This window comes from Pseudomonas sp. S04 (genome assembly GCF_009834545.1).
Taxonomy (GTDB): Bacteria; Pseudomonadota; Gammaproteobacteria; order Pseudomonadales; family Pseudomonadaceae; genus Aquipseudomonas.
The window spans coordinates 2,265,990-2,279,677 of the sequence record NZ_CP019427.1 but is presented as its reverse complement, the minus strand read 5'-3'; the positions used below and the strand labels follow the sequence as shown (position 1 = coordinate 2,279,677).

Sequence of the window (13,688 nt, the reverse complement as noted above, 5' to 3'; positions counted from 1 at the left end):
AGCTTGAAGAAGGTAGGTGAATTCGCTTTGACTCCAGGTTTGGCCTGTGAGCACCAGGCAAGGCCTACTGCCATCTATCTACGTGGCTTTGCTCTCATCGCTGCTGGGATGAAAGGCTGCGACAGCATATTCCATTTTATCGAGCTTAATGCCTTCAATAGGAATTTGGCTGGGCACACTAACCAGCAACATAAAAGGCCCTTATCGGGCCTTTTATGTACTCAAACAAAAAACACTTGGTCCATGACTTAACGATTGCGGAGCCATGCACGACCTTCTAGACCCTTTTCTACGCTGTCCTCTTCCACGGAGGAACCACAATGTCGAACGCAAACTTACTCCCTTCCCTACTGTACAAGATCAATCAAAATCAATTGGCTCTCGAAGCCGCCATCATGGGGCTTACCGAGCGCACCAGCAGTTCGGCATCAGCATCCGCGGTGAACCCTTCAACAGGCGGCTTGAGCTTTCTTGAGAACTATCCGGTGGAAGAGAAGCAGCCACGCAATATCGCCTTTTTCACCCAACGGGCGCTGGTTGCTAGTGACGGGCTAGAAAAGCGAAAAAGTCGGCACTTACGCGGTCAGCAACAACAGCGTTTTGAAACTTGTCGGTGAAACGGTGTCGGGCAAAGGCGCGCTATGGATTGAGATACTGCAAACGTCGGTGGCGTAATCATCGGGCGGGAAAAAGACGCAACACTTGGAGGTCAGGAGTTGGCTCATTCTGACCTACATGGGATTTTGCCTTTCAAGCTCGCGTGACGGGTCGAAGGGCTGAATATCCACACCCACAGGGCGTGGACATTTGCGAATAAACCCTCTATCGATCCGCTTACTGCTTAGCGTGTTGCACTTGCGCTTCAGGCATCGCCGAAGAATGGTGATTGAGAATCTTCCACTGACCGTCGACCTGTTCGTAGACGAAGGTATAGCGTGCCTGCACCTGACGGATCTTGCCGCTCGCCTCCGTCAGGCTGAAGGTATAGACGCCGCTGTCCATGGCCACGTTACTACCCAGCTGGCGGATTTCGCGGTAGTTGATTTGGCCCACCGGCTTGAGCGCCATGAAGTGATCGAAGTAGTCCTTGATCTGGTCCGGCGTGGTGCGCACCTGATTGGACACCGTTGGCTGCAACACGGCGTCCGGCGCATAGAGGTCGACCACCGATTGAACGTTACCGGTCTGCAACGCGCTGTTCCAACGGTCAAACAAACCAGCAATCTCACGGTCCTTCACGTTGGCAGGCGCTTCTGCCACAGTGCGGTAAACATGCGGGGCCGTCTCCGCTGCTTGAACAAACGGTGCGCTCAAGGCAAAAAGCAGGGCGATGGCCGGGGTTTTGAATTTCATTGCGATACTCCAGTGGTGGTCGTTGAGCACACTTTGCCAATTCGCCAGCCACCCGACATCGGCCAACCGGAGTCATTTATCTATGCCATTTGGCAGATGGCGCCCGGTACGGTTAACAAGGTTTAATGACCTCCCCTGCGCCCGCGGCGCTTGTCTCAACGCCGGAGTCGAAGCATGCAAAGCCCGCCACACGACCCCGGTAGCGCCTTGGCCATCCGTACCCAATATCGACAATCCGAGAGTCGCGCGGCGCGCCTGCGGCTGTTGGTGGACACCGGACAGGAGTTGACCCGACTGGTCCCGGACGCCATGCGCGAGAGAGTGTTGGCTCGGGCCTGCGCCTTCCTCGCGATGGACCACGGGTTGCTGCTGGAGTGGGATACCGACGGGCTTGTCAGCACCACCGCCCGGCATGGCAGTAGTGATCGACTGAACAGCCTGGAGGTCGTCGCCGACCGCGCAATGCGCACGCCGTACTGGCAGGACCGTCCAGGGGAATCCTTGCCCAATGTGCTGCGGGTGCCGTTACGCGGTGGCGATGGGAATGCCTTTGGCGCCCTGGTGCTGGCCAACAGCTTGCGTCTGCGGGCGCCGGACAATGAAGACAGCGAATCCTTGCAACTGCTCGCCACCCTGCTGGCCGCGCACCTTGAAAACGACCGATTGCTGACGACGCTGAAGAACCGGGATCGCACCCTGTCGGACCTGGTCAACCGGTTGTTTCGCGCACAAGAAGACGAACGTAAACGCGTTGCTTATGACCTGCACGACGGCCTGGCCCAAACCCTCGCCGGATTGCACCAGCGTCTGCAAGGTTTTGCCGGCCGTTGCCCGACATTGCCGGACACCCTCGGGGCGGACTTGCAGGCGATTCTGGCGCTGGCCCAGCATTGCGTGGTTGAAGGCCGGCAACTGATCGGCGGCCTGCGCCCGACGGTGCTCGACGATTTCGGATTGCTCAAGGCTGTCGACAAAGAAGCCGATCGGCTGCGCGAAGCCGGAATCAGCGTGCACTGGATCGCACGTTGCGAGGCGCGTTTTCCCAGTCAGGTGGAGATCGGTTTGTTCAGGATCGCCCAGGAAGCGATCAACAACATCCTCAAACATGCGCACGCCAAACAGGTACAGCTGGGGCTGGAACTGCACGAAGGTCAGGCCTTGCTGCGGGTGGACGATAACGGCAAAGGCTTTGCTTCCACCGAACTACAACTCGATACCGACAACGCTCGACATCTGGGCCTCTCCACCATGCAGGAACGCGCCAGCCTGTTGGGTGGACGCCTCACCTGCGTCAGCGCAATCAACTGCGGCACCCAACTGCACGTCGGCGTGCCCGCGAACCTCGATGGAACACCCCAATGACCCACGTCTTACGTCTCGTGCTCGCTGATGATCATGAAGTCACGCGCACCGGTTTCATCGCCTTGCTGGCGGGTCACCCGCAATTCGAAGTGGTCGGTCAGGCCCGCGATGGTCAGGAAGCAGTCGAGTTGTGCGAACGGTTGCTGCCGGACATCGTGATCCTCGACATCCGCATGCCGTTGCTCAACGGCCTGGGCGCCGCACGCCTGCTTCAGCAACGCCTGCCTGCCCTGAAAGTGGTGATATTCACCATGGACGACAGCCCCGACCACTTGGAAGCGGCCATGAGTGCCGGCGCCGTCGGTTACCTGCTCAAAGACGCCAGCCGCGCCGAAGTGATCGACGCCCTGCAGCGCGTCGCCGTCGGTGAAGAAGCCCTCAATAGCTCCGTCAGCGCCCGTCTGCTACGACGCATGACCGAGCGTAATGCGAGTGGCGGCACCCCCACCGAAAACCTCACTGCCCGAGAACGCCAGGTGCTTGGGTTGGTGGCCAACGGCATGAGCAACCGTCTGATCGGCGAGAAACTGGGAATTACCACCGGCACGGCAAAAGCCCACGTCGAACGGGTCATCGGAAAACTCGGGGCGGCTGATCGAACCCAGGCGGCGGTCCGTGGCATTGCTCTGGGCCTGGTGACTCAACAATGAGGGTGTTTTACGCCAGACGCTGGGCCGACCTGCCGCTACGGGGCAAGGCACTGGTGGTGATTTCCCTGCCATTGGTGGTCCTGCTGCTGTCACTGGTGTTGATCTACATCACCGAGCGCCAGACCGCCCGTGCCGAAGAAGACGTGCGCCGGGTATTGCTGGTGCAAGGTGATATCCAGACCGTGCACACATTGCTCGCCGAAGCGGCCGCCAGCGTGCGCGGTTATCTGCTGACACATCGGGAAGATTTCCTGCCGGGTTATCTGAAAGCCAAGCCCCTGATCCAATCTGCCCTGCGCCGGCTCGATAGCAACGTTCGTGATGAACGGGTACGTGCACAACTCACCGCCATCACGCCACTAATCAACAGCAAAATCGATGGCCTGGAGCAAATGCTCAGCGATAGCGAGGCAAAATCCGAGTCGATCACCACCATCCTGATCAATAACAAATACATCCTCGATGAATTGCGCGAGCACATCAGCACCATGCTCACCCTTGAGGACACGTTGCTGGCGGAACGTACTGCGGCGGCATACGCGACCCGCCAGCGGCTGTTGTTCTCAACCTTGCTGGCCGCCCTCTGCGGACTATTCGGTGCCATCGTGGCGGTGCTGTTTTTGTCCAAAGGGATCGTGGCCAGGGTGCAGCAAGTCCAGGGCAATGCCCAACGCCTGGCTCTCGGGCAGCCGTTGCGGCCGCAACGGCCAGAGAACGATGAGATTGGTCAGTTGGGCACTCGTCTGGTGGAGGCCGGCTTACTGCTGGCTGAACGCGAGCGAGCGTTGCGCGACAATGAAGAACGCTTGCGGCTGATCATCGACGGCGTGAAGGATTACGGGATCTTTGCCCTCGACACCCAGGGTTATGTCACCAGTTGGAACGCCGGCGCCGAGCGGATCAAAGGCTATACGGAACAGGAAATCATCGGCCAACACTTCTCGGTGTTTTACCTGGCGCAAGAGTGCCCGCAGCATCCCGAGATGGCCCTGCGTGAGGCCACTCGCAACGGGCACTACATGGAAGAGGCATGGCGCATTCGCAAAAATGGCAGCCGCTTCTGGGCCAGCGTGGTGATCACCGCGCAATACGACAGCAGCGGCGCGTTGCGCGGGTTCTCGAAGATCACCCGAGACATTACCGATCGCCGCGCGGCCGAGATTGCGTTGCGGACCGCCCGCGAAGAAGCCGAGCGCGCCAGCCGGGCCAAAAGCGAATTCCTGTCGCGCATGAGCCACGAACTGCGGACCCCGCTCAACTCGATCCTGGGCTTTGCGCAACTTCTGGACATGGACTCGCTCCCCGGGCAAAAGGCGCAGATCAGTCACATCCTGCGTGCCGGACAGCACCTGCTGACTTTGATCAACGAAGTGCTGGACATTGCCAAAATCGAAGCCGGACGCCTGCCGCTGAACATCGAATCCGTGCCCCTCGCGATCGCCCTGCAAGAAGCCCTGACACTGGTCTCGCCGATGGCCGCCGACGCCGGCATTCATCTGACGCCACTGCCAATGCTGGCCGCTGACAGCGGGATCGTCGCCGATCGACAACGCCTGACTCAGGTGCTGCTGAACCTGCTATCAAACGCCATCAAGTACAACCGGCCTGAGGGTCAGGTGAGCATCGAGGTCAAGATTGATCAGCAACGAATCCATGTGTCGGTCAGCGATACCGGCAAGGGCATTGCGGCTGATCGCCTGGGTCAACTGTTCAAGCCGTTTGAGCGTCTTGAAACCGACCCGAATGTGGAAGGCAGCGGCCTTGGCCTGGCGTTGAGCAAAAGCCTGCTGGAAATGATGAATGGCAGCCTGACCGTGCAAAGCCAACCCGGCGCCGGTTCCCGATTTACCCTGGAGCTACCGTCTGTACGCTTGCAGGAAACCGCCGGGACAGCCGCTGCGCCAATTGATAACCGATCGCTAATCCCTGCACTCGCAGGCCCCGAAGTTCAGGGCAAGATGTTGTGCATCGAAGACAACCTCTCCAGCCTCGCGCTCATCGAAACCGTGCTGCAACGGCGACCGGGGATAAAACTGCTCTCAAGCATGCAAGGGCAACTGGGGCTGGATCTGGCCGCCCAACATGCGCCACAGCTTATCCTGCTGGATGTCTCCCTGCCGGACATCGACGGGCTGAACGTTCTGCAGCGCTTGCGCCAGTCCGCAATCACCCGAACCACCCCGGTGCTGATGATCACCGCCGACGCCAGCGACCTCACGCGTCTGGCCTTGAGCGACGCGGGCGCGACAGCCGTGCTAACCAAACCGATTCACATTCCTTCGTTTCTCGCACACCTCGACCAGTACTTTCCGGAGCCCGTGTGAACACCGACCTGCGCATTCTGATCATCGACGACCAACGCCCCAACCTCGATCTGGTAGAGCAACTGCTGGTACGCGAGGGACTGACCAACGTGCTGAGCAGCACCCAGCCGCTGCGGACTCTGGAGCTGTTCAACAGCTTCGAGCCGGACCTGGTGATTCTCGACTTGCACATGCCCGAGTTCGACGGTTTTGCCGTCCTGGAACAACTCAACCGGCGCATCCCGAGCGGTGAATACTTGCCGATCCTGGTGCTCACCGCCGACGCCACCCGCGACACCCGCTTGCGCGCCCTGGCCCTGGGAGCCAAGGACTTCATCAGCAAACCACTGGATGCTCTGGAAACCATGCTGCGGGTGTGGAATTTGCTGGAAACCCGTGTGCTCTACAAGACTTTGCGCACCTTGGTGCCAGCGGATCAGATCGATCTGCTGCAAAGGCGGAGTTCAAAGTCATCCAACTGAACGCCGCGTCGGCGATGGGCCCTGTGGATCGCAGAGGGGATAGCGGCACCAGACGATCCTTGAGCTACGTTTCCAACCAAACGCTGGCAGACTTTACGTAGCAGTGCAGACTTCAAAACGGTGTATGCGTTTTCACACAGCCTGGGCTATCGCCCGTTTCAGCCGCTTCAGACTCGAGCGGGTGGCACGATGATTCGGGTGCTCTGGACAGATATTGCGCTTGAACGGTGCGAGTGATCCAGGGACGCTCAATAGACAGCGTCCTTCACTGCGTATGGAATCGGCACACCAAATCCCGCTGGTGGTCGGCGAGTCTGTTCAATCGCGTGTTGGCTTCTGATGCTTGATCCATCCCTTGTGTCACCGCCGTGGCCACTGCATCGATATTCGCGATGCTCTGCTGGATCTCATCGGCCACCGCTGATTGCTGCTCGACCGCGCTGGCGATCTGCATGTTCATCTCGGTAATCACCGAAACCGCATCGACAATCCGGTCCAACGCCTGACTGATCTGTGCCGATTGCTGCAAGCTGTCGCAAGCCTTCGCCTGACTGACCTGCATGGCATCGACCGCCTCCTGCGTGCCTCGTTGCAATTGCTGGATAAGCCTCTGATTTTCTCCGGTGGCATTTTGCGTTTTGCGTGCCAGGCTCCTGACCTCGTCCGCGACCACAGCAAAACCTCGACCCTGCTCCCCTGCCCTGGCGGCTTCAATAGCCGCATTCAGGGCAAGCAAATTGGTCTGCTCGGCAATTCCACGGACCACCCCCAGGATTGCGCTGATATTTTCGCTCTCCGTTGCCAATTGTTGGACCGTTGCCACCGCGTGGGTTATGTCCCCTGACAGGGCTTGCACCGCGGCGGATCGCCGCCATCCCGCTGCTGAACGCCACGCCGGATTCGGCCAGCTCTAGCTCGCAAATTTTTGCCTCGAGAATCTCGACCATCGGGTTGCTCATGCGGCTGTAAATAAAACCTGGCGCCTTACCCAACACTACGTCGTACCAGACGTCGATGTCGTCATAACCATAGGCGGCGCTGACCACGATGGGCGTTTGAGTGGCATTGTAGGGATGCCTGACTTGCTCCCCGCCCCACACTGCACGGGTTCCCGAACCTGCTTTAACAAGCCCTGCGTCGTCTGGTTTTTTACTCATTAGGACTACTCGCACTGAAGGCGGTGGATGTTGCGTCACTCACCAGATCTGGCGGCCAATATAGTGAAAAATAGCACCGCCGAGAAACGATGTTGTGCCAAAGGGCCGCTTTTTTAATGGCTGTGATTGCCTGGAGCCAGGTCAATTGCAACCTTTCGTCATAAGACGGAGCACGGCGGCTGATGTAACGATCTCTCTCGACGCCTGCGCCATCGTCAACACCGCATGCTCCAAGTACGCCAGTGGACACTCTGACATCTGCATCAGGGTCTGCCCGGCCACGGCAGCCCTACCACGTTTTTTAAGGCTACTTAATATGCCCTTTAAAGTGTGTTGGCTGTTCCGCGCCGCCCTCCCGGCCCGGTCGAGTACAGAGGATGCTTCTGAATCCCAAAAGATGAATATCTGGCAGATCAGCAAATAAAATCTGACCACTGAATGATAAGGTCGAGGACAGTCTCTGAAGAGTCTGAGTCATGTAAATTCTCATGCAGTGAAAACGAAGTGAACAGTTAGAGCCAAGGACAACTTGGCAAACTGCACGCCACCTACTCGCCTTCATTTGCGGGCATGATCTGTGCATACTCCTCTCTATTGCTCGAACGGGAGACTCTGATGGCAGACGATGTGAAAAGTGAAGCGGGCAGTGGCGAGACTCCGGCTTATTGGCGCGCCCAAGAGATGTTGTTGCTTCAGCAGGTGATGGCCATTGCTGGCAAAAACTTCAGCCCCGAACTGGTTTTCAAGGAGGTCCTGCATTTGCTTTCCCAGCTTTTGGGGTTGAACCGTGGCCGCATCGTGCTCATCAATGAAGGGGAAAGATCGGGCAGCATCAAACATGCGTACGGCCTCACCCGGGATGAAATGAGTCGTGGGAAGTACGCCTTTAATGAAGGCATTACAGGTCGAGTGCTGGCGACCGGACAAATGATCATTGTCCAGGATATCGACAACGATCCTGTATTTCTGGGTCGTGTGGTGGCCAGGGAAAATCTGCCTGAGGGACAGGTTGCCTTCCTCGCTCTACCGGTCTTGATAGGCCATAAAACTGTCGGTGCCCTCGCCTGCCATCGAATCCGCCTGAGATCCAGACCGCTCGCTGACGACATCACTATTCTTCGTATCCTCACGACACTGGTGGGGCAATCACTGCATTTGCAAAGCTACATTGAAGAAAAAACCCGCGCACTTTCCATGCAGAACGATCTGCTGACCAAAGCGCTTCATGCGGACGCCACTCGCTACGGCATTGTCGGAAACGCTCCCGAATTGCTACGTGCGATTTCTGAGCTGGAGCGTGTCTCTGACGCAACGGCCAGTGTCCTGCTGCTTGGTGAATCAGGTACAGGAAAGGAGCTTTTTGCCAGGGCCCTGCATTTGGCCAGCCCACGACGTGACAAGCCCTTCATCAAGGTCAACTGCGCCGCCATCCCTGAAAGTCTCTTCGAGTCTGAATTGTTCGGCCACGAAAAAGGTGCCTTTACTGGAGCCGCAGCGATGCGTGCGGGTTGGTTCGAGCAAGCCAATGACGGCACCATATTTCTGGACGAAATCGGCGAGATGCCACTGCAGATGCAGACCAAACTACTGCGAACATTGCAGGAGGGCATCATCACCCGGCTTGGCGGGAAATCCGAGATCAAAATCAACGTTCGACTGGTCGCCGCGACCAACCGTGATCTTGCGACCGAAGTCGGCCGCGGCCAGTTCAGGCAGGACCTCTACTACCGCCTGAACGTGATCCCTATCCATCTTCCATCCCTTGCAAGTCGGCGCAGCGATATCCCTGTTCTGGCCATGCACTTCTTGAACAAGGTCAACCAGGTCAATCAGCGCAACATCAACCTGAAGGCTGATGCCATCCAGTTGCTGGAAGATCACCACTGGCCCGGCAACATCCGTGAGCTCTCGAACATGATTGAGAGAATCGTTCTTCTGGCGCAAAAATCGTCGATGAGTGCTGAAGACTTGAAACCATTTTTCAGCGCCAGCACAGAAGAGAATCTGGCGCTTTCAGGTGGACGATCAACACCCGAGTACGCTCGCGAGCCAGCGATTCCTTTCAGTTATGCCATTCGACCCTACGTATCGGCTGAGTCACATTCCGCCGAAACGCTTACCAGGGCCTTGGCCCAGGCAGGCGGTAATAAATCCAGGGCGGCCCAGCTCCTTGGATTGACCTCTCGTCAATTCAATTACCGCATCAAGAAAATGGGCCTGGAGTAGCCCATTAAAAAACAACAGAATGTTAACAATGCTTACATTTTGTTCACGGCATCGATCACTCTGGCCGCCCTTCGCGATCCATACCCTATGAATACATTCATAACCATATGAAATATATGACTTTTTGATGTTTAAGCGTTTTTGGCACGCCCCCTGCAATTGACTCTCTATCAATGCCCTTCAAAGGAAGGGACAGGAAATGGAGAAGCCCCTCATGAACCAGAACCTCTCTTGCGAGAACAGCGAATCCATCAAACGCCGCGGTGTCTGCATGAGCGTTAATCTGCAGGAGGCCGCTCTGTGAACGTCGCACCTCGTTTTTCACAACTGACGCCTGGCGCCGAACCCACCCTCATGGAGCAGGTTCAGCAGATTTCTCGCGGCCCATTGGCCAAGCTCGCGAACACCATTGATCATGATGGCTACTATCCGCTCGACGTGATGGGCGATCTGGGTGCCAGCGGTGCCTTGGGCATCCACTTGAACCGCTACGGCAACCGTTTTGACCTTGCACTGACGGCGATGAACGAAGTCACTCGCTCATGTGGGTCTACCGGCTTTCTGATGTGGTGTCACGACGTCTGCGGCCTGTACATGGAGCAATCCGGCAACCCTGCGCTGCTTGCCCGGCTGGACGCTCACGCCAAGGGCAAGACGTTCGGCGGCACCGCGCTTTCAAATCCGATGAAAACCTTTGCCGGTATCGAGAGCATGGTGTTCCGGGCTCGAAAGGTGCCGGGAGGCTACAAGGTTTCCGGAACGCTTCCATGGGTCAGTCACATCGCCAAGGGCCAGTATTGCGGCGCCATCGCAAAGGTCGAAAATGCCGATGGCAGCACCTCCCACGAAATCATGTTTTTGCTCGATATAGACGACACTGTCGACTTGGGAACATGCCCCGATTTCTCAGGCATGGAAGGTACGAGTACCTGGCGCGTTCAACTGCAGGATTACTTTGTCGGCGAGGACAACCTGATTGCCGATCCCGCCAAACCCTTCATTGCCAAAATCCGCTCCGCCTTCGTACTTCTACAGGCGGGCATGGCCACCGGACTGGTTGATGGCAGCATCGATTCGATTCGTGAAGTGGAGCCCGTTCTGGGCCACGTAAACCACTTTTTGCATGACCGTCAGGATCAGTTGCAAGCCGAACTCGATGAGTTGAACTCGCGGGTGGCCCGGCTTGCCCTGACGCCCTACGACGACAGCAAGGACTTCTTCATCGAAGTACTTGATGCACGCGCTCAAGGCGCCGAGCTTGCCCTGCGTGCCACGCAGTCGGCGCTGCTGCATCAGGGGGCTCGTGGGTACCTGAAAAGTGCGGCGCCGCAACGCCGTATTCGCGAAGCCCATTTCGTGGCCATCGTCACCCCGGCCATCAAACATTTGCGATGGGAAATGGCACGACTGATGAAAGAGGAAATGCCGAAATGAGCGCTTTAGTCGATACCTGGAAGCAGTTCATCTGCCGCGCCTGCGGTCTGATTTACGACGAAGAACAAGGGGACCCGGATAGCGGCCTCGTTCCCGGCACGCGGTTCGAGGACATTCCGGATGACTGGGAATGCCCGCTTTGCGGTGTCACCAAGGTCGACTTTGAGCCTTTTGTCCAACGCGAAGCCGCTCCATCCTGCGCGCCCGTTGGCCCGACGCAAGCGCCTGGAATTGTGGTCGTTGGTGCGGGCCTGGCTGGCTGGGCCGCCGTCGAAGCCATCCGTACGCTGGATGCTGAAATCCCCATCACCCTCATTAGTGCCTGCGTCGGCAATCTTTACCACAAGCCAGAACTGTCTGTAGCGCTGAGCCGAGGGATCACGGCTGATGCAATCGTTCGAGAATCCGCCAACGATGCAGCCAAGCGTTTAGGCGTGAAGCTTTATACCGAAACATTTGTGGTGGGGTTGGCGACGGGCTCGCATCAGCTTCGCACGACGCGTGGCGCCCTTCAGTACACCAAACTCATTTTGGCCCAAGGCGCAAAACCGATCCTTCCACCAGAATTCCCTGCGCACCTGTGCTGGCGCGTCAACGACCTCGCGGGTTGGAGCGGGCTCCAGATTCAACTGGCACGAGCCCCACAACGTGTAGCCATCGTCGGCGCAGGGATGATCGGGTGCGAAATGGCAGAGGACTTTGCCAAAGCCGGCCACGAAGTGACGCTGATCGACCGCCAAACCCTCCCCCTTGGCGGACTGCTGCCAACTCAAGCCGCAGAACGACTGAAAGCCAGCCAACTGAAGTGCGGAATCGATTACATCGGCGGTGTTCAGGTTGCAAAAATCACAGACCTGGGCGCTGGCGTGAAAAGCATCACCACGACCTGTGGCGTCGTCATTGAAGTGGATCACATCGTCGCGGCTATCGGCCTGGCAACCGAAAACCGGCTGGCGCGGATTGCCGGACTGGAGTTTGAACGAGGCATCAAGGTTAATCCCGCAACGCTGCGGACCAGCTCTCCCGATGTTTTTGCCCTGGGAGACTGTGTGAGTCTGGATGGCATGGCGTGCCGCTTCATCGAACCTATCGCCAAGCAGGCCCGGGCAATTGCTCATGAGGCGCTTGGCATACCCGGCGCCGCTTACGTCCACGCACAGCCCGTTATCCGACTCAAGACCCGCTCACTTCCCATTGAAATCCACGGATCGCCTCGCCCGGAAGGTGAGTGGATCGTTCTGGAAGAAGACGTCAATTACCTGGTGATGCATCAAATTGTAAATGGCCAGCCTGGCTCCTTGCTGCGCGTAGGCAGCAATAAAGCTGCGTAATCAATGGAATTTCGTGAGGGCGTCGGGATGAGCAAAACTAATATTTTTACCCCCTACTCAAGTGAGTCAAACCTGGGTGGATGCAGTTGCGGAGCCCATGCAAGCCAGGCCGATCACGTCCGGGACGAAGAAGCGTTGTCCCATGACTTTATCGAAGCGGCTGCGGTCAAGGCACTGTTCCCGAACGAGCACACTCGTCGACAATTTCTCAAGGCGGTGGGTATCAGTACCGCAATGGCGGCGATCGCATCGGTTCTGCCGCTACCGTCGCTTCAGGCCATGGCTGATGAACGCGGCCCTCTTGAGAAGAAAAACCTCAAAATCGGTTTTATCCCGATCAACTGCGCGACCCCGTTGATCATGGCTGACCCCATGGGCTTCTATAGCGAACAGGGCCTTCAAGTCAGCCTTCAAAAGACCGCAGGGTGGGCGCTGGTTCGAGACCACATGCTCAACCGCGAGCTGGATGCCTCACATTTCCTCGCCCCGATGCCACTGGCCATCTCCATGGGGCTCGGCTCTAGCCCGCAGCCCATGCGGGTTGCCACAATCCAGAACGTTAACGGCCAGGCGATTACCCTCGCGCTCAAGCATAAGGACAATCGCGATCCGAGAAACTGGAAAGGCTTCAAGTTCGCCATTCCGTTCGAATTCTCGATGCATAACTATTTGCTTCGCTATTACCTGGCCGAGCATGGACTGGACCCTGATCAAGACGTTCAGCTTCGCGTCACGCCGCCCGCAGAAATGATCGCCAACCTGAGGGCCGGCAACATCGATGGTTTTCTTGGCCCAGACCCCTTCAATCAGCGCGCGGTGTATGACGAAATCGGCTTCATCCACATTCTCTCCAAGGATATCTGGGATGGCCACCCTTGCTGTTCGTTCGGGTCGTCGCAGGCCTTTATCGAAGAAAACCCCAATACCTTTGCCGCGCTGTACAGAGCGATTCTGAAGTCTTCGACCGCCGCGAGAGACCCTGCAAACCTGCAGACCATCTCTCAGGCAATCTCGACACCGAACTACCTGAACCAGCCTGAAATCGTGATCCGTCAAGCGCTTACCGGACGTTACGCCGATGGTCTCGGGACGGTGCAGAATCAACCAGGACGCGCCGGCTTCGATCCAATGCCTTGGTACTCGATGGCCACCTGGATGCTGGTGCAGATGAAGCGCTGGGGCTACATCAAAGGCGAGATGAACTTTAACGACCTGGCTGAAAAAGTGTTCTTGATGACGGATGCCAGAAAGCAAATGGCCAACCTGTCGCTGGCTGAAGCCGATGCGGCTCCGATCAACGGGTACAAGAAGTTCTCGATCATGGGCAAGGAGTTCGACCCCACGAAGGCCACTGAATATTTGAACAGCTTTGCTATCAAGCGCAGTTGAG

The 13,688-nt window shown here is 57.5% G+C and carries 11 protein-coding genes and 1 pseudogene; 9 read left to right on the top strand and 3 right to left on the bottom strand.

The features are described 5' to 3' along the window. Positions 1–320 precede the first annotated feature (320 nt). Entirely contained in the window at positions 321–617 is a 297-nt protein-coding gene (locus PspS04_RS10300; RefSeq protein WP_178112608.1) for a hypothetical protein, read from the top strand. 217 nt (positions 618–834) lie between these two features. Here PspS04_RS10300 and PspS04_RS10295 read toward each other — a convergent pair whose 3' ends face one another. Continuing rightward, positions 835–1,353, bottom strand: coding sequence for an SgcJ/EcaC family oxidoreductase (locus PspS04_RS10295; protein ID WP_159994995.1), 519 nt, complete (start codon positions 1,351–1,353; stop codon positions 835–837). Positions 1,354–1,527: 174 nt separating this feature from the next. Here PspS04_RS10295 and PspS04_RS10290 point away from each other — a divergent pair, with 174 nt between their 5' ends. The 4 genes from PspS04_RS10290 to PspS04_RS10275 are packed head-to-tail and all read left to right on the top strand — an operon-like array spanning position 1,528 to position 6,150. Next, positions 1,528–2,715, top strand: a complete 1,188-nt coding sequence (locus PspS04_RS10290) for a sensor histidine kinase (protein ID WP_159994993.1) — start codon at positions 1,528–1,530, stop codon at positions 2,713–2,715. Beyond that, entirely contained in the window at positions 2,712–3,365 is a 654-nt protein-coding gene (locus PspS04_RS10285) for a response regulator (RefSeq protein ID WP_159994991.1), read from the top strand. The genes PspS04_RS10290 and PspS04_RS10285 overlap by 4 nt, the downstream gene beginning before the upstream one ends. Further along, positions 3,362–5,689, top strand: a complete 2,328-nt coding sequence (locus tag PspS04_RS10280; protein ID WP_159994989.1) for an ATP-binding protein — start codon at positions 3,362–3,364, stop codon at positions 5,687–5,689. The genes PspS04_RS10285 and PspS04_RS10280 overlap by 4 nt, the downstream gene beginning before the upstream one ends. Next, complete coding sequence (locus PspS04_RS10275; RefSeq protein ID WP_159994987.1) at positions 5,686–6,150, top strand: response regulator; 465 nt, start codon at positions 5,686–5,688, stop codon at positions 6,148–6,150. Before PspS04_RS10280 ends, PspS04_RS10275 begins: the two co-directional genes overlap by 4 nt. A gap of 265 nt (positions 6,151–6,415) precedes the next feature. On the opposite strand, the gene PspS04_RS10270 is transcribed toward PspS04_RS10275, so the two are convergent. Next, the gene (locus tag PspS04_RS10270) at positions 6,416–7,006 is read right to left on the bottom strand and encodes a methyl-accepting chemotaxis protein (protein WP_159994985.1); all 591 of its coding nucleotides are present in this window, start codon (positions 7,004–7,006) and stop codon (positions 6,416–6,418) included. Positions 7,007–7,013: 7 nt separating this feature from the next. After that, positions 7,014–7,307 (bottom strand): annotated as a pseudogene (locus PspS04_RS10265) (PLP-dependent transferase); the annotation flags it as partial. A 615-nt stretch (positions 7,308–7,922) separates the two neighbouring features. Between PspS04_RS10265 and PspS04_RS10260 the strand changes: the two are divergent. From PspS04_RS10260 to PspS04_RS10245, 4 genes are all read left to right on the top strand, one after another. Then, positions 7,923–9,533 carry a sigma-54 interaction domain-containing protein gene (locus tag PspS04_RS10260; protein WP_159994983.1) on the top strand — a complete coding sequence of 537 codons (1,611 nt, stop codon included), beginning with the start codon at positions 7,923–7,925 and terminating at the stop codon, positions 9,531–9,533. A gap of 300 nt (positions 9,534–9,833) precedes the next feature. Further along, complete coding sequence (locus PspS04_RS10255) at positions 9,834–10,967, top strand: acyl-CoA dehydrogenase family protein (protein WP_159994981.1); 1,134 nt, start codon at positions 9,834–9,836, stop codon at positions 10,965–10,967. After that, positions 10,964–12,298 carry an FAD-dependent oxidoreductase gene (locus PspS04_RS10250; protein ID WP_159994979.1) on the top strand — a complete coding sequence of 445 codons (1,335 nt, stop codon included), beginning with the start codon at positions 10,964–10,966 and terminating at the stop codon, positions 12,296–12,298. The genes PspS04_RS10255 and PspS04_RS10250 overlap by 4 nt, the downstream gene beginning before the upstream one ends. A 27-nt stretch (positions 12,299–12,325) precedes the next feature. Next, positions 12,326–13,687, top strand: a complete 1,362-nt coding sequence (locus PspS04_RS10245) for an ABC transporter substrate-binding protein (protein WP_159994976.1) — start codon at positions 12,326–12,328, stop codon at positions 13,685–13,687. Position 13,688 lies beyond the last annotated feature (1 nt).

Excerpts from the sequence above, each read along its gene's own strand:
- PspS04_RS10300 (WP_178112608.1), top strand. The coding sequence starts at position 321 with ATGTCGAACGCAAACTTACTCCCTTCCCTACTGTACAAGATCAATCAA.
- PspS04_RS10295 (WP_159994995.1), bottom strand. The coding sequence starts at position 1,353 with ATGAAATTCAAAACCCCGGCCATCGCCCTGCTTTTTGCCTTGAGCGCA.
- PspS04_RS10290 (WP_159994993.1), top strand. The coding sequence starts at position 1,528 with ATGCAAAGCCCGCCACACGACCCCGGTAGCGCCTTGGCCATCCGTACC.
- PspS04_RS10285 (WP_159994991.1), top strand. The coding sequence starts at position 2,712 with ATGACCCACGTCTTACGTCTCGTGCTCGCTGATGATCATGAAGTCACG.
- PspS04_RS10280 (WP_159994989.1), top strand. The coding sequence starts at position 3,362 with ATGAGGGTGTTTTACGCCAGACGCTGGGCCGACCTGCCGCTACGGGGC.
- PspS04_RS10260 (WP_159994983.1), top strand. The coding sequence starts at position 7,923 with ATGGCAGACGATGTGAAAAGTGAAGCGGGCAGTGGCGAGACTCCGGCT.
- PspS04_RS10250 (WP_159994979.1), top strand. The coding sequence starts at position 10,964 with ATGAGCGCTTTAGTCGATACCTGGAAGCAGTTCATCTGCCGCGCCTGC.
- PspS04_RS10245 (WP_159994976.1), top strand. The coding sequence starts at position 12,326 with ATGAGCAAAACTAATATTTTTACCCCCTACTCAAGTGAGTCAAACCTG.